The organism is Methanosphaerula palustris E1-9c, from assembly GCF_000021965.1.
In the GTDB taxonomy this organism is placed as follows: domain Archaea; phylum Halobacteriota; class Methanomicrobia; order Methanomicrobiales; family Methanospirillaceae; genus Methanosphaerula; species Methanosphaerula palustris.
In genome coordinates this window covers 2,229,985-2,249,495 of record NC_011832.1, presented here as the reverse complement: position 1 = coordinate 2,249,495, position 19,511 = coordinate 2,229,985, and the positions used below count along the sequence as shown (strand labels likewise).

14 protein-coding genes and 2 tRNA genes are annotated in these 19,511 nt (G+C 56.3%); 6 read left to right on the top strand and 10 right to left on the bottom strand.

The window, feature by feature from the left end:
• The first annotated feature begins 126 nt into the window (after positions 1-126).
• Positions 127-1,662 (top strand): lysine--tRNA ligase, encoded by a 1,536-nt coding sequence (lysS, locus tag MPAL_RS10580; protein ID WP_012618733.1) that lies wholly within the window; start codon positions 127-129, stop codon positions 1,660-1,662.
• Positions 1,663-1,899: 237 nt separating this feature from the next.
• On the opposite strand, the gene MPAL_RS10575 is transcribed toward lysS, so the two are convergent.
• The gene (locus tag MPAL_RS10575; protein WP_052292256.1) at positions 1,900-2,847 is read right to left on the bottom strand and encodes an SGNH/GDSL hydrolase family protein; all 948 of its coding nucleotides are present in this window, start codon (positions 2,845-2,847) and stop codon (positions 1,900-1,902) included.
• Between the two features lie 184 nt (positions 2,848-3,031).
• Positions 3,032-3,502, bottom strand: coding sequence for a ferritin-like domain-containing protein (locus MPAL_RS10570; protein ID WP_236610376.1), 471 nt, complete (start codon positions 3,500-3,502; stop codon positions 3,032-3,034).
• A gap of 396 nt (positions 3,503-3,898) precedes the next feature.
• Here MPAL_RS10570 and MPAL_RS10565 point away from each other — a divergent pair, with 396 nt between their 5' ends.
• Together MPAL_RS10565 and MPAL_RS10560 are read left to right on the top strand one after the other, a co-directional pair.
• On the top strand, positions 3,899-6,193 hold the full coding sequence (locus MPAL_RS10565) for a cation:dicarboxylate symporter family transporter (protein ID WP_012618730.1): 2,295 nt from the start codon (positions 3,899-3,901) through the stop codon (positions 6,191-6,193).
• A 167-nt stretch (positions 6,194-6,360) separates the two neighbouring features.
• Positions 6,361-7,698: an erythromycin esterase family protein gene (locus MPAL_RS10560; protein WP_012618729.1), complete on the top strand. Its 1,338-nt coding sequence runs from the start codon at positions 6,361-6,363 to the stop codon at positions 7,696-7,698.
• A gap of 284 nt (positions 7,699-7,982) precedes the next feature.
• On the opposite strand, the gene MPAL_RS10555 is transcribed toward MPAL_RS10560, so the two are convergent.
• Both MPAL_RS10555 and MPAL_RS10550 read right to left on the bottom strand, forming a co-directional pair.
• A tRNA-Asp gene (locus MPAL_RS10555) sits at positions 7,983-8,055 on the bottom strand.
• Between the two features lie 25 nt (positions 8,056-8,080).
• Positions 8,081-8,185 (bottom strand) — tRNA-Tyr (locus MPAL_RS10550).
• Between the two features lie 175 nt (positions 8,186-8,360).
• Between MPAL_RS10550 and MPAL_RS10545 the strand changes: the two genes are divergently transcribed.
• Complete coding sequence (locus tag MPAL_RS10545) at positions 8,361-9,836, top strand: 2-isopropylmalate synthase (RefSeq protein ID WP_012618728.1); 1,476 nt, start codon at positions 8,361-8,363, stop codon at positions 9,834-9,836.
• A gap of 43 nt (positions 9,837-9,879) precedes the next feature.
• Here the strand turns inward: MPAL_RS10545 and MPAL_RS10540 are convergent, their stop codons facing one another.
• From MPAL_RS10540 to MPAL_RS10530, 3 genes are all read right to left on the bottom strand, one after another.
• Positions 9,880-10,245: a prefoldin subunit beta gene (locus MPAL_RS10540; protein WP_012618727.1), complete on the bottom strand. Its 366-nt coding sequence runs from the start codon at positions 10,243-10,245 to the stop codon at positions 9,880-9,882.
• Between the two features lie 133 nt (positions 10,246-10,378).
• Positions 10,379-11,275: a DUF2156 domain-containing protein gene (locus MPAL_RS10535; protein WP_012618726.1), complete on the bottom strand. Its 897-nt coding sequence runs from the start codon at positions 11,273-11,275 to the stop codon at positions 10,379-10,381.
• Positions 11,268-11,741 carry a GNAT family N-acetyltransferase gene (locus MPAL_RS10530; RefSeq protein WP_236610375.1) on the bottom strand — a complete coding sequence of 158 codons (474 nt, stop codon included), beginning with the start codon at positions 11,739-11,741 and terminating at the stop codon, positions 11,268-11,270. Before MPAL_RS10530 ends, MPAL_RS10535 begins: the two co-directional genes overlap by 8 nt.
• Positions 11,742-11,939: 198 nt before the next feature.
• Between MPAL_RS10530 and MPAL_RS10525 the strand changes: the two genes are divergently transcribed.
• The gene (locus MPAL_RS10525; protein ID WP_012618724.1) at positions 11,940-13,802 is read left to right on the top strand and encodes a methyl-accepting chemotaxis protein; all 1,863 of its coding nucleotides are present in this window, start codon (positions 11,940-11,942) and stop codon (positions 13,800-13,802) included.
• Between the two features lie 57 nt (positions 13,803-13,859).
• Here MPAL_RS10525 and MPAL_RS10520 read toward each other — a convergent pair whose 3' ends face one another.
• Positions 13,860-14,141, bottom strand: coding sequence for a peptidylprolyl isomerase (locus MPAL_RS10520; protein WP_012618723.1), 282 nt, complete (start codon positions 14,139-14,141; stop codon positions 13,860-13,862).
• 96 nt (positions 14,142-14,237) lie between these two features.
• On the opposite strand from MPAL_RS10520, the gene MPAL_RS10515 reads away from it, so the two are divergent.
• Positions 14,238-15,161, top strand: coding sequence for an AEC family transporter (locus MPAL_RS10515; RefSeq protein WP_012618722.1), 924 nt, complete (start codon positions 14,238-14,240; stop codon positions 15,159-15,161).
• Positions 15,162-15,192: 31 nt separating this feature from the next.
• On the opposite strand, the gene MPAL_RS10510 is transcribed toward MPAL_RS10515, so the two are convergent.
• Positions 15,193-18,387, bottom strand: a complete 3,195-nt coding sequence (locus MPAL_RS10510) for an LAGLIDADG family homing endonuclease (RefSeq protein ID WP_012618721.1) — start codon at positions 18,385-18,387, stop codon at positions 15,193-15,195.
• The gene (locus MPAL_RS10505; protein WP_012618720.1) at positions 18,387-19,367 is read right to left on the bottom strand and encodes a replication factor C small subunit; all 981 of its coding nucleotides are present in this window, start codon (positions 19,365-19,367) and stop codon (positions 18,387-18,389) included. The genes MPAL_RS10510 and MPAL_RS10505 overlap by 1 nt, the downstream gene beginning before the upstream one ends.
• Between the last annotated feature and the right edge of the window lie 144 nt (positions 19,368-19,511).

Here is a 19,511-nt window from a genome sequence, read left to right as displayed (position 1 = left end):
ATCCGGCTGCTGTAGGTATTAATACCTCGTAAGGGGAATTATATTACTGCAATAGCCACAGTTATATGGCCAAGACCGGACTTTCTGCCAGCTGTTTATAGCACAATCCGGGGAGAAATCGGAAATATGTGTCCACATGAGAGCCTGAATTTTGATGCAGGCAGACTTGAGAAGATCGAGGCCCTGTCAGCAGGGCATCACCAACTCTATCCGTACAGTTTTGACCGGACCACCTCAATCTGCGAGATCAAGTCCCGCTTCGCTGACATCGGTCATGAGAAGAGCGAGGAGTCGGTCAAGATCGCAGGCCGGATCTACACGATTCGCAACCATGGGAAGACCGTCTTCGCCGACCTTGGGGATGAACAGGGCCGGATCCAACTCTATATCAGAAAGAACGATGTAGGTGAGGAACAATTCTCTCTCTTCACCGAGCAGATCGACCGCGGAGATATCATCGGGGTCAGTGGTCATCTCTTCCGGACCAAACTCGGGGAGATCACCCTCTGGGTAGACCAGTTGACCCTGCTCACCAAGTCGCTCTGCCCGCTCCCGGAGAAGTTCCATGGGCTCAAGGACACCGAGACCCGGTACCGACAGCGGTACGTGGATCTTATCATGAATGAGAAGGCCCGGGAGACATTTCGTGTTCGGTCCAGGATCATTTCGCTGATCCGGCAGTTCCTGGGCGAACGGGGTTTCCTCGAGTTTGAGACTCCGACGCTCCAACCGGTCTATGGTGGTGCGAATGCACGACCGTTCACCACCTATCACAACTTCCTCGATCAGACCTTCTTCCTCCGGATCGCTACGGAGTTATACCTGAAGCGGCTACTGGTCGGCGGGTTTGAGAAGATCTTTGAGATCGGGAAGAATTTCCGGAATGAGGACATCGACACCAGTCATAACCCGGAGTTCACATTGATCGAGATCTATGAGGCGTACCGGGATTACAACGACATGATGGACCTGATGGAGGAGTTCCTCTCCTCACTGGTCAATGCCATCCATGGGTGTGACCAGGTCACGTTCGATGAGGTTGTCATCTCCTTTGCAGGACCGTGGCGGCGGATCACGATGGAGGAGGCAGTCAGGGAGTATGCAGGGATCGATGTCCTTGCCACCTCGCTCGAAGAACTGCAGGCTTTTGCGATCGAACACGCCGTCCCCGAGTACGAGAAGGCCGCCTCCCCCCGGGAGTTCCTGGTTCTCTTCTTCGAGTTCTTCGCAGAGAAGCAACTGATCCAGCCGACCTTCGTCCACGACTTCCCCATTGAGAACTCCCCGCTCGCCAAGCGGCACAGATCCAAGGAGGGGTTCACCGAACGGTTCGAACTCTTCATCAACGGGATGGAGATCGCCAATGGTTTCTCAGAACTGAACGATCCCATCGATCAGATGAACCGGCTCGAGGCTCAGGACAGAAAGAGGTTGTCCGGGGATCTCGAAGCCCAGATGGTCGACTACGACTTCATCAACGCGCTTGGGTACGGGATGCCCCCAACCGGTGGTGTCGGGTTTGGTGTCGACCGGGTGGTAATGCTGCTGACCAACAACACCTCGATCAAGGAGGTGATCCTCTTCCCGTCGATGAAGAAACCAGTCGCAGATGCACCTCCAAATGAGGACGAATCGCAAGAAAAGCCGGCACCTCCGGCCTGAATTTTTTTTTTTAATCGTGTTGAACATACGTTCCTTTCCTTATCGTAGACAAACATTTGCAGTTGGTCTATTCTCAATGAGATGCGTTTGAGACAGTTGAAGACTCCTTTCGGATTCTTCTCAATTCCATTTCTGCTTTACGGCGAATCGTAAATTCTACAACGGTTGGGATTTTGACCAGAACCATTCTGTTGAGCGGGTACCCATTGAATATCCTCCTGCTCTCAAAAAAAGGGGTTAAAATACGGTGGTCCTGCCACCAAAGCCGCCCCATGTGGAGCCGATCGAAGCGATGATGGATTGGGAGGATGACACCACGACACCGAGAGCGTTTCCTCCGCTCTGGAAGGACGAGGAACTCCCGAAGGATCCGAAACCGCTTGAGGAGCCGAACGATTTCCCGAATCCACTCCAGTCATCAGAGGTCGTTGTGGTTGTCTGGGTCGCCACCGGTGCTACTGTGGTCACGACGGGTGCCACTGTTGTCACCGCTATGGTGGGCTGGATTGTGGGCTGTGAGAGGAGCGATACAAGTGCTGCAGACCATTTGGCGGCGATCTTCATCTCTCCAGTTTCTGCAGGGTGCACCCCTCCGTCCTGGTTGTCATGTTCACCGTCATAGCCGGTGTACTGGTCGACCAGGATGATCGGTGATGCATCAGTACTCATCTGCTGCTGCAGCCCTGCAAACCCTGTATTGAGAGAGACGATCTGCTCATTGGTCTTGTTGACACTGGTCGGGATGATCTCTGCGAGCATGATCTTCACCTGTGGGTTCACTGCCCGCAGTTCAGTGATGATCGCTCCGATGTTTCCGATGGTCGTAGCCTGTGGCACCCCTTCGAGCACATCGTTAGTTCCCAGATGGAGGAGCACGATATCCGGTTTCAGTCCCGGCAGCCAGGTGGGGAGTTCTGCCAGTTCACGCGCCGAGGTGTACCCGGCATGGCCGTCGTTGTCGGTGTCGTAGACGAGCCCGTAATCGGGGCCGTGCTGGCTGCCGATAAAGTCGACATCGAACCCTTTGCTCTTCAGATCGTTCCAGAGCCAGTATCGATAACTTGGGAAGTTCTGACCGTCGTGGACATCACCATACGTGATAGAATCCCCCAGTGGATAGATCTGTACGGTGGCTGATATCGGTGTGGCCAGCCCGATACAGACCCCGCAGAACAGAATAATCATTGCGGCCCAGATCTTTAGGCGGCCTAATTTTACAGTTTCCATTAAACCTACTCCCAGAATCCCTGGTTTTTAGGGACTTTTTGTATCATGAAGATATGCTCTATCTATTTGATTCCTCAGGTACATATAGGTGACATCTGAACGATTGTATAAAAAAGGAATCTGATTTTATCTGAAAAGGTTGTTACCAGGATTCAGGAAATGCCATGTTCGTGTACAGGTCCTCAAGGCGTGCCTTGTGACCCCCTTCCATCTTGGCGAGTTCGAGGAACATCTTCTTCTCCTCTTCGTCGGTGGTCAGGTTTGCGAACTGGGTGTACATCTGCATCGCTGAGAGTTCCTTCTTGATTGCGATCACCAGGCCGTCGACAGGCTTTAAGTCAGCCGTCAGCGCGGGGGTCTCAAGCATCTCTCCAATCTTGTAGTTCTTCTTTGCGTCGAAGTGCAGTGCCGTTGGTTCACGGTTGATGAAGCCCTGAAGCAGTCTTCGGTGTCCCGTCTCCTCATCAGCGAGTTCTTTGAAGAGCGTCTTCAGATTTGCATCCTGAACGGTCTCTGAGATTCGCTGGTAAAAACTGTATGCCTCAACTTCATTGGTGATAGCCGATTCGATGATCGATCGATAATCCTGTGCGTCCATACTGTATTTCCCCATGGTTGTAATGATCCAACATTTGGGAAATCTGAGTATTTATGTTCTTTGGAATTTTTTGTCATCATATCGGTAGTTCCTCGGGCCTTCAATGGAGAAGGGTATTGGGGGGAAGCAAACTTCTGAAAGGAGACCATTGGACCGGCCTGTGCCTATTCAATTCCATCAGATGGCTCTTAGGTGTCGACACGCCTGGAGCGATCAAACCTGGCCTATCGAAGCGGGAACGGTTATATGATGAAAAATGAAATATCTGCATTATTTATCAGCCTGGCCAGACATCTGAAGGAAGCCGAATTCAGACGCAGGTGGCCAGTACTGTCATAATCCTCGTTTCCGGTGCTGTCGCAGTGACCTGTGTGGAGTGGTCATGGAACGGGAAAAAATGGGAATTAGACCATGAGATTGCGCAGCCTGAACCTGACCATCTGGATATTGCTGGGTTTTATCCTCGGAGCGCTCGCTGGTCTGTTCTTTGGGGATCTCTGCTCGGTTCTGAAACCATTCAGCGATGCATTCATCAAGATCTGGCAGATCACCATCCTCCCTTCCGTGGTGCTCTCCCTTATCGTCGGAATCGGGAGCCTGAAGAGGGACAGTGCACGGGCGATCGCCGTGAAAGCGGGATTGGTCCTGCTCCTGTTCTGGGCTATCGGTGTCGGGATATTTTTTTCATTTCAATGGGCGTTCCCTCCTCGGGAGGCTGCCTCATTCTTCAGCGCACAGGACCTGACCGAGACGGTCGGTTTCAACATCATCGACCAGTTCATACCCTCCAACCCCTTCCAGTCATTGTCAGAGGGGATAATCCCGGCCACTGTGCTCTTCTGCCTGTTCCTGGGCTTCGCCCTGATGATGGATGATGGGAGCGGACCTATCCTGAGTTCGCTCAGGATCCTGCTGGGCGCGCTCACACGCATGACGAGCATCCTGTCCCGGACCTTTCCCATCGGTGTCTTCGTCATCACCGCCAGCACGGCAGGAACCATGACCTTTGAGGGTTTTCTGGATCTTCAGGTCTACCTGGTCTCCCTTGCCGCGGCCACTGTCCTGCTCGGCCTCGTTGTCCTGCCCCTGCTGATCACCTGTTTCACCACCTTCCGCTATCGGGACATCCTCGCCGCCTCGTCCAGAGCTGTGGTTCTTGCATTCTCGACCGGCAGTGAGTTCATCACCCTGCCGCTGATCATCGAAGGTGTCAGGAAACTCTTCGAGGGGCCGTCGGGGATTCCTGTAAGCAGCGGTGCGGGTGGGAATGCGGACCGGCCTGATGACCTTCCCCAAGAGGACTGGACTGGGGAGATGCAGGAACAGGCCCCTGACTGGAGGGACGTCCGGTCGTACAGCGAGATCCTGGTACCGGTGGCTTATACCTTTCCGCTGCTGGGCGGGATCACCCCCTTTCTCTTCATCCTCTTCGTGGCCTGGCTTTATCAGAGCCCGTCGGATCTAATGCAGCAGGTGCAACTCATTGCCGTGGGGATTCCCACCTTCTTCGGTTCATCCAAACTCTCGGTGGTATCGCTTCTGAATCTGATGCACCTCCCTGCAGACGCGTACAACCTGTATATCAGCATGGGGATCTTGCGTCAGTGCTTTGTGGCTGCCCTCTCCTGTATGTCGATCTTCTCGTTCTCCACCATCAGCATCGCCCTCATCACGAACCGGGGCCGGATGCGGTGGCGAAGGATGATCCCATCAGTCGTGCTCATTCTCTTGCTGACCTTTATCATGATTGGAGGTCTGAAGATGGGTTTCGCTTTGTTGCTGGCCAACACCTATCATGGGAACGATCAGATCTCTCAGATGGATCTTCCTCTCGATTTGAATGGGGCGAGGGTGGATGTGGGTATAAATACTACAGTCTATTCGCGTGTTGAGGATGTTCCGCCCCTCGGTCCCTATGACTTGGGTGGAGGAGGGGAGGATGTCAAACAGATCCGGGAGCGGGGTGTGCTTCGGGTGGGGTATAACAGCAATAATATCCCCTTTGTCTTCTTCAACGGAAAGGGTGATCTGGTGGGATATGATGTACAGATGGCCTATGATCTGGCCCGGTTCGTCAATGTCACCAGGGTCGAGTTCGTCCCTATCACTGGGGCGACCCTCGCTGATTCCCTCAACAGCGGCTACTGCGACATCGTCATGTCCTCGGTTGCAGTCACACCGGAGAGGCTTGATGAGATGAAGTTCACCGACTCGTACGTCACTGTTCACATGTCGTTCGTGGTGCCTGACGAACAAAAGGCGGAGTTTTCGAAGTTGGAGAACGTGAAGAAGATGAAGGGTCTCCGGGTCGCGGTCTTCAACAACACGGCGCTGGTGAAGGTGGCTGCACAGATGCTTCCTGGAGCGACGATCGTTCCAATCGACTCAGAGGAGGAGTTCTTCGTGGAGAAGAAGGCGGATGCCCTCATCACCACGGCTGAGGAGGGGTATACGATGACCATGCAGTACCCGTTCTACGACGTGGCCATCATCGAGCCTAACGACTCGTACCAGATGATGTATGGGTATGCTGTGGCCCAGAATAGTAGTGATACCTATCTGATGTCGCTCAATTACTGGCTCAAGATGGAGAAGGACTACGGGAACCTGAACGAAAAGTACAATTACTGGATCCTGGGGAAGGATGCCGGATTGACCGAGCCACGCTGGTCTGTGGTGCGGAACGTGCTGCACTGGGAGACCTGAAGGTCTCGTTCGGGTCCTGCTAGTGCTGACATAAAGAAAGAGAAGGGTGCCGACGGCCGCTTACAAGGGTATGAACGGTAACGGGGTGATGAACTCCATGCTGTCGACGAAAAACGGGATATCTCTGAATAATATTGAACCGCCCTGATGACAAGGAGATTTGAACGATGAAAAAACGTCCCAACCCGGCCTATGTCAGCCTTGACGACTGGATCTGTCATGAAGCGATTCCGTTCTCACTCGATTCTATCGAGAACTTCGAGACCGCTGTCGACAGGACAGTCGCTTCCCCTGACAGCCCTGTGGACCTGCTCGGCTTTGGAGAAGCGCTTCACGGCGGCAGGGAGATCCTTCTCCTCCGCAACCGGCTCTTCCGGCGTCTGGTTGAGGAGCACGGATACAGCGCTATCGCCCTTGAGAGCAGTTTCCCCCGGGCCCGCCTTGTGAACGAATACGTCGCCGGTTGTGGCCCGGCATCGTACGAGGCCGTGCAGGAGGCCGGTTTCAGTCATGGTTTTGGCCGGTTTGAGGCGAACCGGGAGCTCGTGGAGTGGATGCGCCAGTACAATGCCGATCCGTCCCATCGTGTCAAACTCAGGTTCTACGGCTTCGACAGCCCGACCGAGATGACCCACAGCGACAGTCCGCGCCAGCTCCTGCAGTTTGTTCTCGATTACCTCGATTCGATCGATGGCGCCGGCAACCGTGATTGTCGCGAACGGATCGACCGCCTCCTGGGACAGGATGCCGACTGGGAGAACCCGGCTGCCATGATGGATCCTGCCCGATCGATCGGCCTGTCGCCGGCCGTGACCTCGCTCCGGATCGAGACCGAGGACCTCATCGAGGAACTGCAGGTGCACCGTCCCGATCTGGTGGCGAAGAGCGACGAATGGCGCTATCTGGAAGCCGTTCACTATGCCTCGACAGCCCGGCAGCTGTTGAACTACCATGCGGCGGTGGCACGCCCGGGCGGGGGCGAACGGACCGCCTTCCTCCTCGGCATACGCGATGCGATGATGGCGGAGAACCTGGCATACCTCGTCTCCCGCGAGCACGGTCGGGGGAAGGTACTGGCCTTCGGACATAACAGCCACCTGCGGCGGGGACGGGCGGCGTGGCAGTTGGGCCCCACCCTCCTCACCTGGTGGCCGGCGGGGGCGCACCTCGACACGATGTTCGGCCCGCGGTATGCTGTCATCGGTTCGGCGGTGGGCACCTCCGAGGCCAACGGCATCGGCCGGCCCGAAGCCAACACGCTTGAGGCGCGGCTGACCGCCGTGGCGGGGCCGGCGCGATTCATCCCGACCCATCGGGGGCAGGGGCTTCCCGCCCCTGATATGGGTGCCATTCCCATCCGCTCGGGGAGCAGGAAGAACTCCAGTTACTTTCCGCTGACACCGGAGAGCCTCTCCGATTTTGACTGGCTTGCTGTCCTGGATACAATGGGATACGATCGGGGAGGACCACCGTTGGTGGAATGGGATGCGAATCCTGGAGAGTGAGTCTTGAACGTTTATCACCCGGGTTTTCCAGGGAGTGTGAGGAGATCGGAATCGAACTGAAAATAACGCAGGTAGGGTGATCCCTCTCTCCCCCTGCGAGGAGCGCACGAGAGAATCGATTGATTCGGGAATTTGAACTGGTCCACATACCTGAGACTCGTTCTAATAATGGATCGATACTTCCCCGGCGCTGGTCTTTGGGGAGAATTTAATCTGAAAAAGACACATATGAAGATCGATTTTTTTGAAGATCTAAAAAATAAAAATACCGGAAAATTGAGTGACGCCCAGGTCGGAATTCGAATCCGAGTCGATGCCGTGACAGGGCATCATGATAGGCCACTACACTACCTGGGCACTTGTTGTTGAGTTTTCTCAGATGTCCCGCCTCCCGGAATCGAACCGGGGACATCGCGGTAGCCGCGCGTTTACCTGAACGGTAAATCATACTACAGCCGCGCACTCTACCAGTCTGAGTTAAGGCGGGTCACTGCCCTAACTAACTTGGAATAGAGAGTAATTAAACATATCGCTCCTTTTGGGGAACCTGTGCTGGGGCTGATGAATATTAATATAAAGAAGATCTATAATTCTCTGTATGCAACGCATAACAACTCCTGTGGGGAATTGTTTTCTTCACCGGTAAAAACGTGGATCAACCTATGATCACTGTTTTCGATACCACCCTTCGGGATGGTGAGCAGACCCCTGGGGTCTCATTTAGTACAGCACAGAAGCACAGCATCGCAGTGCAGCTCTCCGATCTGGGAGTCCATACGATCGAGGCCGGGTTCCCTGCCTCGTCTGCCGGTGAGCGCGAGTCGGTTCGGGCTATCGCGGCCATGAATCTGGACGCGGAGATCTGCGGCCTTGCTCGTGCCCTGAAGTCCGATGTGGACGCCTGTCTTGACTGTGACGTCGATCTGGTGCATGTCTTCATTCCGACATCCGATATCCAGCGGGTCAATACGATCAAGAAGACCCGCGAGCAGGTGCTGGCCAGCACCTCTGCGATCATCGAGTATGTTCGGGAGCATCACGACCAGTGCATGTTCTCGCCGATGGACGCGACCAGGACCGAGCCGGCCTATCTGCTTGAGGTCTGCAAGGCCGCTGCCGCCGCAGGGGCGACGATCATCAACCTCCCCGACACCGTCGGGATCGCCTCTCCGACGTCGATGGCAGCCATGGTCCGCGGGATCGCATCGGAGGTCGACCCGATAATTGATGTCCACTGCCACAACGATTTCGGACTTGCGGTGGCCAATACCACCCTGGCCGTCGAGGCCGGGGCACGGCAGGTTCAAGTGACGGTAAACGGCATCGGGGAAAGGGCCGGCAATGCCGATCTCGCGCAGACTGTGATGGTCCTCGAATCGATCTACGGGATCAAGACCGGGATCAGGACCGAGAAGATCGTCGAGACCTCGACGCTGGTCTCACGGTTCTCGGGGATTTCAATGCCGCCGATGCAGCCGGTCGTCGGGGAGAATGCGTTCTCCCATGAATCCGGGATTCACTCGCAGGGGGTACTCGCCAATTCGGCCACATTCGAACCGGGGATCATGACCCCTGAGATGGTCGGGCACCGGCGCCGGCTGACGCTCGGCAAGCATGTGGGCAGACACGCCGTCAGGCAGATGCTCCTCGATGCCCACCTTGAGACAACCGATCAGCAGCTGAACCTGATCGTCGAGAAGGTGAAGGCGATCGCGGACAAGGGGAAGAGAGTCACCGACTCCGACCTCTATGCGATCGGTGAAGGGGTGCTCGGGATCGAGGAAGGGCCGAAGGCGATGGACCTTGCGGATATCGCAATCATGACCGGAAACCATATGATCCCGACCGCCAGTGTCCGTGCGATCTGGCAAGGGGAGGAACGGGTGGTCAGCTGTGTCGGCAACGGCCCGGTGGACGCCGCTCTGAACGCCATCGGCACGTTCCTTCCTGCCGAGGTCCGGCTGAAGGACTTCCGGATCGAAGCGATATCGGGAGGGTCCGATGCGATCTGCCATGTCACGATCGCGGTCGAGGACCAGAAGGGACGGATCGTCGATGCCGGGGCTTCAGGGGACGATATCGTCCTCACCTCGACAGAAGCGATGGTGAATGCGATCAACCTGCTCTACCGGCTCTGAACTAGCGCGGTTGAACAGTTTTTTATTTTTTAAAAAAAGAGATTCAGGCGGCGTTCGGGGGTCTGTTTCCCCCTTCCAGCGCCTCCTTGACTTGAGCCTGCAACTGCTCGAACTTGGCCTGCATCATCTTCTCCTGCTTCTCAAGGGACTTGACCCTGAGTTCCAGAGACTCTGCCTTCTCCTGCAGCGATGCGATCACCTTCTCTTTGGGCTTCTGCATCATCACGGTTCCGACGTTCATAAAGACCGCTGATTCCTGGGGAACGTCATTCAGTTCCTCCTCTGCACGTCGGTTCTCTCTGATCTCCATCTCGTACTGGGTCTTCTGTGACATGATCGTCTGCATCTGCTGCTGCACCTGCTGCAGCATTGCAATCTGGTTCTGTATCTTTGGAGAAATTGCACTCATGAATTTACCTCTGGTGATCGATTGGTATCCCTGCACTGCCAGCACCTGGCAACAGGATCTCTGTACTGATACCTCTCTCAAAGGACATATAATTGCGTATCCTCTCTCATGTTCAAACTTCCAGTTGGGGCGTTCAGAAGTCTTCCGGCTTGATATACCAGGCATCGATCATGTGGTGCGGATGGTACCTGGTCTTGGCCTCGCGGAGGCCTGGCAGCCCGATGTCGGACTCGCGGTTAACATAGGTGCAGGACTCCGGGAGGTGTCGGGCGGTTTCGACGTTGATCGCCTTGTAGATCCCCTCGCAGTCAGGCAGTCCTTTCTCATAGTGAACCAGGGCGGTGTCGGGCGTCATCTGTTCATAGATGGCCATCGCCCCGATCTCCCCGTCGACCTTGACCACCAGTCCGGAGAGTTCGAGGCGCTGGAAATGAGCGATCGCATAGAAGACGGCATCCCGTTCGCTGGAGAGGATCTCCTGAGCATCGCAGTTCTTCCAGAGGCACCAGCGATTCAGAAAGGTCCTGACCTCCTCGAGGTTCGCCGCGGTGATCGCCTCGACGGTGGAGGTGCAGTGCTTGTTGAACCGGTTCAACTGTCGGCGGATGGAGAGATAATCCTTCCCCGGCAGGTCGGCGAGGTCTGATCGAAGGTAGACATATTCGGCATCATCCCTGTCCGGGTGAAGGGTCAGGTCGGGTCGGTATTCCCGAAGCCAGGCGATGGTCGACGGGTTCAGGATATAGAACGGCCGCTTCTGCTCCACCTCGCCGGCGAGTTCCAGCACGCGGTCGAAGAGTTCCGGATCGCGGGGACCTATCGGATCGCGAAACGCGGTCTTCCCGTCGATGGTGGAGAGGATGACCAGGGATCCCCGCAGGGTGGCGTACTGGTAGTGAGCATAATGGTTCCAGCAGACGATGTTGGTGAAGGTGTTGTCACTGTGCACCTGCGGATACTGCCGGTACTGCTCCCGGAAGATCTCCTGATCGTCTAAGGTGACCGGCTTGAAGTCGTCGAGATCAAGCATGAGGGCCTCCGGGCCGATAGAGCATCGGAAGGTGCCCGGCGAGTGGTGTGAACCCGAGTGCTGCGTAGAGACCAGCACTCCCCGGTTCGGCGATCAATCCTATCCATGAGATTCCTGCAGCCGTGCAGACCTGGATCAGTTCTGCGACGATCCGCCGGCCGATCCCCTGCTTCCGATATGAGGGCAGAACGACGACGTCCTGTAGATAGGCGTCCGAGACCCCGTCGGCGATCACCCGCCCCATCCCGACTGCCCGACCTGAGCTGGACTCCACAGCCACCACAAACGCGAAACTCCCGGTGATCAGTGGCTGGATCGAGGACGCGTCCCGCTCCTCGTTCCACCATCCACCTGCAATGTACAGTTCGATAATATTGGTGCAGTCCCATTGACGCACCTGTCTGAGGGTCACATCCCCGGCATCAGCCATCTTCTCCATCTGATCCTCTCTCTGATGAAGGTGCACTATTGAATCTCCGACTATAAAACCGGTGCCCTCTCCCCAGAACATTCGATTCTGACCTGAACAGAAGTTACGGTTCATCTCCGCTGCCCAGAAGATTTAACCCGTCCTGATGTAATAATCTGATCGAGATCACTGGTGCCGAGCCCCTGCAGCGGGTAATGGTTCTGGCATCGGAAAAAAGGAGCATTGGACGTGGTGATGAGAGAATCGGTAACAGGTACGGCAGGGGTAGGGGATGAACAGGAACTGCGGCGGAGGCGGTTGTTGCTCGATGCGGCCCCTGCCGGGATTCTCCTCTTCGAGAACGGGCACTGCGTCGACCTGAACGCCGGGGCTTTAACCCTGCTTGGATATTCATCCGGAAGTGAACTCAGAGGATCTCCCCTTATCATGCTCTCTGCAGAGCGGCAGGCTGATGGGGTCCGGGCAGAGGAACGGCTCGCCGCGTATGTGGCTGCTGCAGCAAAGGGAACCCCTCAGACCTTTGAGTGGTTGCTCCGCCGGCAGGACCGCAGCATCGTCGATGCCGAGGTGACCCTCACGCAGGTCATGGATGCAGGAACCCCCCTGTTGCATGTCTATCTTCATGACATCACGACACGCAGACGGCTTGTTGACGAGGCGATGGTGGCTCGAAAGCGTGCTGATGCCATGATCCAGGAGAATCCATTTCCAATCATCGTCTGGGATGCAGAGATGCAGGTTCGCCAGGTGAATAGAGCGTTTCTTGCCCTGTCCGGGTATGACGCCATGGCAGCGATGCGGATGAAGGCCCAGGACCTGAAGATCCTGTCCAGTTCAGGTGAGGGACTCCGGACCCTGGTGCGGGAGAAGAAGAACACCCGTGGCGATCTCATTATCGAGTACCCAAACGGCATCTTCACCCTTGAAGCCTACAACACCCCGCTCTTTGACCTGGATGGAACGGTAACCGACATCTTCAGTGTCTACAACGATGTCACCAGGAAGCGTTCTGATGATGAACTCCTCAAGGCTAGTGCAGGCGAACTGGCGGCTGGGCTGGCTGGGCTTGCAGCAGGGGATCTGACCTGTGAGGTGATAGTCAGGGCTGGCGATCCGCTGGGCCAGGTCAAACAGGATCTGAACGCAGCGGTCGCAGCGATCAAGGGGATGGTCGCAGCAGTCACCCAGGCTATGGATGAGCTGGCGGCCTCAGCGGAGGAGGCGAATGCTGGGGCTGAACAGGTGGCAGGCGGTTCCCAGCAGGTGGCCCTCTCTGTCTCTCACGTCAGCGAGAATACTGAGCGGGTCAGTTCCAGCATGATCGTGGTCCTCAAGGGGATGGAGGATATGTCCGCGGCTGTTGAGGAGGCTACCTCCAGCATCGAGTCGGTCTCGATCCTTGCCAAGGAGACCAACACCCTCTCCAAGGAGGGGGCACGCCTTGCATCGAGTGCGGAAGAGAGTATGGGTGGGATCAAGACCTCATCAGACGAGTCTATTCACCTGGTTTCCCGGATTGACGGACAGATGAATGAGATTGGAAAGATCGTCGGACTGATCCGGGATCTCGCCACCCAGACCAACCTGCTTGCATTGAACGCGGCGATCGAAGCGGCCCGGGCAGGGGAAGCCGGTCGCGGCTTTGCCGTGGTTGCTGCCGAGGTGAAGTCGCTTGCCCTTGAGTCCAAGCACTCAGCAGAGAGTATCGAAGAGATGATCGACGGGCTTCGAAAACTGTCCAGTCAGGCGACGGTCGCAATGGGCGAGGCCGGAAAGACCGTCGCAGACGGGACGAAGGTGATCGGAGAGACCCTCGTCTCCTTCAATCGGATTGTGCAGGCTATCGAGAAGATCGCAGCGAATACCGAGGAGGTGGCGGGGGCTTCAGAAGAGCAGGCAGCCACGGTCGAGGAGATCACGATGCAGGTGCAGGAGATGGTGAATATGGTGAAGAGCACCGAACAGGAGGCCGCCGACGCCGCCTCGGCGACTGAACAGTCGACCGCTGCGATCGATGAGATCAGCCGGATGATCGAGAACGTCTCCAGAGTTGCGATGGAATCCACGGCAGCCAATAAGAAGTTTCGGATCGTCTGATCCGGGGATAAAAAAGAAATGCCGGGAGTTCTTCCCGGTCTTCTGATAGTGATAGGGTTACTTCTGTCCGAGGATCTTGATGAGGTGGAATCCGAACTGGGTCTTCACCGGGCCGACGACGTCGCCCTCCTTCCCTTCAAAGGCCACCTTCTCAAACTCCGGCACCATCATTCCTTTCCCAAACCAGCCGAGTTCTCCGCCTTTTTTTCCAGACGGGCATTCCGAATACTTCTTTGCGAGCTCGCCGAAGTTCCCGCCTGCACTGATCTGTTTCTTCAGATCCTCTGCCTGATCCTTCGTCTTCACCAGGATATGGGCTGCTGAAACCTGTTTCACCATAGGGGGTACTATTCGGGAAAAGGGAATAAATAGGTTCTCCGGTGCTGCAGCATTCCATGCCCTTATATCCCGTCTCTGCGTTCTTTCTTGATACAGATGGATTTCTTTACCGTGCTGGATCAGATTGTGATCCTCTTTCTGCTGCTGGTCGTCGGCTACTGGGCACGGGTATCGGGGGCCCTCGATCGGCAGGGGATCCAGGGGCTCACCTCGTTTCTGGTCCGGTTCGCCCTGCCGGCGATGATCATCGAATCCCTGCAGGTGCCGTTCACCGATCAGTTGTTAGGTCAGGGGGAGGAGGTGCTGCTGCTCGCGCTCGTCTTCTATCTGATCGCATTCGTCGTAGCCTGGCCTCTGCCCCGCCTCCTCGGCGTAACCGGTCTGGGGAGTGGAACCTACCAGTTCCTGCTTGCATTTCCAAATGTTGCGTTCATGGGCTTCCCGGTCATCTCGGCGATCTTCGGGAAGGGTGCCCTCTTCTATGCTTCGATGTATATGCTTCCGTTCAACCTGCTCATCTTCACCGTTGGGATTCTGATGCTGAAGCGAACCGGGGGCGGACTCTCCGACCTCGATCCGAAGATTCTGCTGAACCCCGGGGTTACGGCGGTGGTCATCGGGTTGATCTTCTTCCTGACCTCGTTCACCCTGCCCGGACCGATCGGCGGTGCCGTCACCCTCCTCGGGGATCTGACGACGCCCCTCTCGATGATCGTGATCGGGGGGGTGCTGGCTGAGATGGCTCTGAAGTCGATCTTCTCCAACTGGCGGATCTACGTGGTCAGCGCCATGCGGTTGCTGGTGATGCCGCTGCTCACCTGGGCGATCCTCCGGTCCTTCATCACCGACCCGTTGATGCTCGGCGTTCCGGTGATCCTGGCGGCGATGCCGTCTGCGGCCAATGCGGTGCTGCTGGCAGAGGAATACAAATCAGACGCCGAGCTCGCCTCGCAGGGGGTCTTCATCTCGACCCTCTTCTGCATCATCACGATTCCGATGATCGCAGAGCTGGTCACCTGAAAAAAAGAAATATTCGACCAGAGTACGGGGATCAGATCAGTTTGATGACCCCGTTCTTGGGCTCCATCGCTTCGCCACTCCGGAGGAAGGCATCGATCTGTTTCTTCACTTCGTCCTTGCCGAACCCCTGCTGGGCGACGAGGTCGATCACCTGCTGGATCTGGGCTCTACCACTGACATCGCCGTTCTCCCGGATCACATCCTTGATCATCCGGATCATGTCCCGCTTCCCCTTGGAGATCCCGGTCGCGACCTTGTCGATATCGAAGGTGCCGGTCTTGGCATCGTAGGCCACCTGCCGCAGACAGGTGTCGACGATCTTCACGACCCGTTCGGCATCTGAGTTCTCGATAGACTTGCTCAGCCTGACCCGTGCGCTGGCCTCGGCCAGCCTGACCAGTGCCTCGAGCTGCCGTGCCGTCACCGGGACCGGCTTGTTGGAGTCGGCCAGGTCACGGAGTTTCATGTAGTAGGCGATCAGGGTCTCCTTCGCTTCAGTGCTGAGGATCGGGAAACAGGTCCGCTTTGCATAGGCGATGTACTTCCGCAGCATGCCGGCGTCGATGTCCGGGGTGACCGGGGCGAGTTGCTGGGTGATGTACTCGTCGGTCACGCCCTCGATTGGATCCCGGCTGTGCTGGGCGATCAGTTCGCCCACCCCGTGTGACCTGATGATGAAGTCGGCGATCGCCTCGTCCCGTTTGTGATCCGGCTTGTCGGTCAGGATGAAGATCAGGTCGAACCGGGAGAGGAGCGAAGGGGGCATGTTGATCTGCTCTCCGATATCGGCATACTCATCGAACCGGCCGAGCTTGGGGTTGGCCGCTCCGAGCAGGGCACACCGGGTCTTTAAGGTCGCGGTGATCCCGGCTTTGGCCACACTGATGGTGTTTCCGCACCAAACTGGAATCCCGTCTCTTCTTACATACAGCAGATGCTCGGGAACTTCCACGCAGTAGATTTTTCCTGAATATGGCTTGATCTGGATGTGTTTTTCCCCATTGGTATTGATATTTGGCTCATTCACTCCGTCACGGATAAAAGACACTTCCCAGATCCCATGGGTGTATCTCGTCTCTATACCTCGTGGATCCTTTATCGTATCCCCGGCATGATGCTGACAATAGATATTCCCAGACCAGCCAATTTTTAGAAGTAACTCTGTTACATCATCTGCCAGTCTTTTTGAAGAGGTGATGTATACCGTCTGTCTGGTTGTTTTTCTCGTCCAGCCATCCCCCAATACTAACGCATTCAGGAGTATCTGGATCTGTTCGGGGGGTACCTGTTTTGCATACGCCGGTACGTATTTTTCGTGGCATTTCCCAAATTCTACAAGGTGCCCGGCTAACTGTTTGGAGTTAATTGAGAAATTTGCCCCATCATAAGAATAGTTAAACGGCAGTTTTTCGAGACATATTCTTATGATCTCCGTGGATTCTGGGATCTTCTGGGATATGTTAACCCGGTACGGTACCCCCGTTTCCCAGTGTTTCTGGACGCTTCCTTCTGATAAGAAATATCCCAGAAACTCCAGCCAGTCATCCATTTTTACGATGATCGGTTCGGTCTCATATCCCTTACAGTTCTGATTGCCGAATTTGATTATCCCGGGAACTGTATGGGTTGCTACGGTATCCCCCTGCCATTTTGCGTTCTTTTTAAACCGCATCCGCTTATTAATCGGCAGTTCGTCCATCCGGATAAGTTTGAATCCTTCCCAATCGTTTGCCCGTTTATTCAGGTTCACATACATGTTATGATTCGGGGTTACCGCGAGGTTCACCTGCCTGGACTTGATATAATACATCTGCCCGTCGTAATCTGATATGACATGCTGGGAAGGGATTTCGTACGTGAGGAATCCATCCTGGGTTAATGATGCTACCCGTTCATTCTTCCCCAGATCTTTGAAAAATTTCCAACCCTTTTCCGTGAGGATCTCCGTTTGGTCATCATAACACTGCTGCTCCATCGCCTCGTGCAGGGCCGACCGGTCCTCCTTCTGCATCTTGTCCATCTCATCGACGGCGGCGATCCCCATGTCGGCGAGGACCAGCGCACCGGCCTCGAGGGTCCACCTGCCGTCACCAAACTCGTCCTTGACGGCGGTGGCCGTCAGCCCGGCAGAGGTCGAGGACTGACCGCTGGTGTAGATCCCTCGCGGTGAGAGGTTCACGACATACCGGAGGATCTGACTCTTTGCTATACCTGGATCTCCGATCAGGAGCACATGGATATCTCCACGCAGCCGGCTCCCATCGGGCATCTCCTTGGTGATCCCGCCGAAGAGCTGCAGTGCGATCGCCTCCTTCACATCCTCATTCCCATAGATCGTCGGGGCGATCGAGTGGACGATCTTCCGATAGATGGTCGGGTCTGTGGAGAGGCGGATGATCTCCTCCTCGTCCTTCTCGGTGATGTTCACCTCCTCGAACTCCTTCTCGGCCACCTCGATCGAGTTGCACTCCAGATAGATATCGAAGGTGGTGCTCTTCGTCCCGTAGGTGACCCGCTGCTGGGAGCGAAGGATCCCATTGATCACCACCCGGTCGCCGGGGGCGACGGTCCCGGTGATGTCGTCGGTGACGTCGACGTCGAGAGTCTGGGGCTGCTGCCCCCCGCGGAGCCCTTCCGGGGACTCCTGGATCCTGACCTTCTGGGCATCGATGAACCGGGAGCGTTTGGCCATCAGCTGCAGCTTCCGGAAGGTGCACCCCTCGGTCCCGCACTGCTCAGGCTCGATGAACCGCCCGTACTCCTGCATCCGTCTGGTCATATGGCCGGCAGGGCAGCGGAAGATCGCCTCCACGATCCGGGGACGCACCTCGGTGGTCTTTCTGAGGATCCCCTCGACACTGAGCATCTTGTTGATCTGTTCGGACCGAATGTCCCGGGCGCAGATCTTTTGCGGCAGATTGATGAACCGGAGGTTGATCTCCCTGGGGATCTGCTCGTTCTTCCTGGTCTTGACCACGTGCTGGGTCTTGATGGCGTCCCGGAGGTCCTCGATCACCTTGCCGGGGTTCTCAAGGATCTCATCGGCCATCCGGAGACCCGGCTTTCCAAAGGACTCGACCTGGTGATAGTCGATCACCAGGGATCGTTTGTGCGGGTACTCACGAAGGAGTTCTGTCAGTTCCTTCTTGTACCGGGTCTTTAAGAATCGTGACCATTCGGCGACCCGGTCGCTGATCTCTGCGAACTCATCCTCGGGTCCACTCATCAGTTGTTCTCCTGCTGGGCGATAACGCTCTCCACGCACCGGGCGAGCAGCGCCTCCATCTGCAGGTCGGGCGAAGCCCCTTCACTCAGCCGGAAGTCGGTCTCACCGAGGTGACCGATCAGGGCCACCTTCAACTCCCGCTCCATGCTCCTTCCGCTCAGGGCCCGGTAGACCTGCCCGAGCAGTTCGGCCGGCGCGATCCCGCGGGTGTGCATCAGGGCGAGCAGGACTGCTTCAGCCCCTTCAAAATCTCCCACCAGGATCAGGCCGAGGAGTTCCTCGATCTCATCCGGGCGTGCGCTGGAGGTGATCGCATAGACCATCTCCTGGTCGATCGACTTTGAGACGATCGAAGCCCCCTGCAGCGCATTGATCGCCTTCCGCATGTCTCCCTGTGCGATGTATACGATCGCTTCGATCGCATCGGGGGTGACGGTGATACCCTCCTTTCCTGCGATCTTACCGATCTCTTCGCTGATCGCCTCCGGTGTCAGGGGTCGGAACCGGTAGATCGCGCACCTGCTCTGTATCGGATCGATGATCTTGGAGGAGTAGTTGCACGAGAGAATGAACCTGCACCCGCGGGAGTAGGTCTCCATCGTTCGCCGGAGCGCGGCCTGAGCGTCGGTGGTCAGCGCATCGGCCTCGTCCAGGAAGAGGATCTTGAACTCGGCCCCTTCGAGGGGGGAGGTCCTGGCGAACTGTTTGATCTGGTTTCTGACCACATCGATCCCGCGCTCGTCCGAGGCGTTCATCTCCCGGAAGTTGATATGCCAGGCCTCACCGAAGAACTCTCTGGCGAGGGCCACGGCGGCCGTGGTCTTCCCGATACCTGCAGATCCGGTGAAGAGGAGGTGGGGCAGAGACCGCCCCTTCACATAGGAGATCAACCGTTCGGTGATCTCATCCTGACCGACGATATCTGCCAGACGGGTGGGTCTGTATCGTTCGATCCATATGGTATGATCATCAGCATCCATGCTACACACCATTTATCGTTCAAGGGTAGAAAATGATCTCATCGTGCTCATCCTCTCGCAGGTGGTGCAGGGTCCCTGACAGGAGAACCTATTACCGCAAAAGGTGAACTAGGCTGTACGTGAAGATCAGACGAACCCTGAAGA

Excerpts from the sequence above, each read along its gene's own strand:
- lysS (WP_012618733.1), top strand. The coding sequence starts at position 127 with ATGTGTCCACATGAGAGCCTGAATTTTGATGCAGGCAGACTTGAGAAG.
- MPAL_RS10575 (WP_052292256.1), bottom strand. The coding sequence starts at position 2,847 with ATGATTATTCTGTTCTGCGGGGTCTGTATCGGGCTGGCCACACCGATA.
- MPAL_RS10570 (WP_236610376.1), bottom strand. The coding sequence starts at position 3,502 with ATGGGGAAATACAGTATGGACGCACAGGATTATCGATCGATCATCGAA.
- MPAL_RS10565 (WP_012618730.1), top strand. The coding sequence starts at position 3,899 with ATGAGATTGCGCAGCCTGAACCTGACCATCTGGATATTGCTGGGTTTT.
- MPAL_RS10560 (WP_012618729.1), top strand. The coding sequence starts at position 6,361 with ATGAAAAAACGTCCCAACCCGGCCTATGTCAGCCTTGACGACTGGATC.
- MPAL_RS10545 (WP_012618728.1), top strand. The coding sequence starts at position 8,361 with ATGATCACTGTTTTCGATACCACCCTTCGGGATGGTGAGCAGACCCCT.
- MPAL_RS10540 (WP_012618727.1), bottom strand. The coding sequence starts at position 10,245 with ATGAGTGCAATTTCTCCAAAGATACAGAACCAGATTGCAATGCTGCAG.
- MPAL_RS10535 (WP_012618726.1), bottom strand. The coding sequence starts at position 11,275 with ATGCTTGATCTCGACGACTTCAAGCCGGTCACCTTAGACGATCAGGAG.
- MPAL_RS10525 (WP_012618724.1), top strand. The coding sequence starts at position 11,940 with ATGAGAGAATCGGTAACAGGTACGGCAGGGGTAGGGGATGAACAGGAA.
- MPAL_RS10520 (WP_012618723.1), bottom strand. The coding sequence starts at position 14,141 with ATGGTGAAACAGGTTTCAGCAGCCCATATCCTGGTGAAGACGAAGGAT.
- MPAL_RS10515 (WP_012618722.1), top strand. The coding sequence starts at position 14,238 with ATGGATTTCTTTACCGTGCTGGATCAGATTGTGATCCTCTTTCTGCTG.
- MPAL_RS10510 (WP_012618721.1), bottom strand. The coding sequence starts at position 18,387 with ATGAGTGGACCCGAGGATGAGTTCGCAGAGATCAGCGACCGGGTCGCC.
- MPAL_RS10505 (WP_012618720.1), bottom strand. The coding sequence starts at position 19,367 with ATGGATGCTGATGATCATACCATATGGATCGAACGATACAGACCCACC.